General features: G+C 53.3%; 1 protein-coding gene. It reads right to left on the bottom strand.

The window, feature by feature from the left end:
* Positions 1 to 59 precede the first annotated feature (59 nt).
* A partial coding sequence (locus tag PGY33_RS14310; protein WP_270479214.1) for a VapE domain-containing protein occupies positions 60 to 860 on the bottom strand: 801 nt, incomplete at its 5' end.

Below are 860 nucleotides of genomic sequence, written 5' to 3'. Positions count from 1 at the left end.
TTCCCCGGCAACCGGCTCGGCAACGGGATAGCAACAGGGGGGGCAACGGGCTGTCATTTTCAGAATGGAAGCTCCATCTGTTCTGTGACCTCCACAAAACCGTCCATCGTTTTTTCAGACGGGTTGTCGGAGTCCGTTGCCGGGTTTTCACGCTCCCAGCCCTTTTGTCTGCCATATTCTGAAAACATTCTTGGGTTCGGGAAGTACCGCCAGCCAGAAATGCACTGGTTCATAATCTCGTTGATTTCCCGGATTTCCCATTGCTTCGGCTCGTCAAAGGCATGGTTCAAGGCTTCCTTATAGAGCTGCTTGGAGCAGACCATGCTCCCGGTGTACTTATCAAGATACGCCTGTATCATCCCGGCTTTGGTGTCCTCCGGCATAAAATCCCGCTGGTGTTCTTTGAGATACCGCTGCATGGCAGGGCTGAAAGCCAGCTTGAACCTGCCGCTTCTGTAAATTTCCATCGCTTCTGCCCACATCTGCTCGATATAGGCTCTGGAAGCGGCTTCGTCCTCCAAAATGTGAACCTCGGCTTGCTCCGGGTACACCATGACGGGGATAAAGCGGCGGTTGCCGGAACGGTCAAGGGGCAGGAAGTCAAGGGCATTGGAAGTGCCGCCAAACACGCACTGACGGGGGCGGTCTGCTGGGTGGGTTTCATAGGGTATCTTGTAAACCTCTTTCTGTCGGCTTAAAAATGACTTGATTTCCTCAATGCTCTTGGCGTTTGCGGTTGCCATCATTTCCGACATTTCGATAATCCAGTGACCTTGCAGCTTGCGGTACACATTGTCATCGTCCAGCTTCCGCAAATCATCGGAGAACCACTCGTCCCGGACTGCCAGCAGACGGAAGAA

Source organism: Butyricicoccus sp. AF18-9LB, assembly GCF_027684505.1.
Classification (GTDB): Bacteria; Bacillota; Clostridia; order Oscillospirales; family Butyricicoccaceae; genus Agathobaculum; species Agathobaculum butyriciproducens.
Note: the sequence above shows the minus strand (reverse complement) of the source record. Positions and strands in the feature narration are given on the sequence as shown.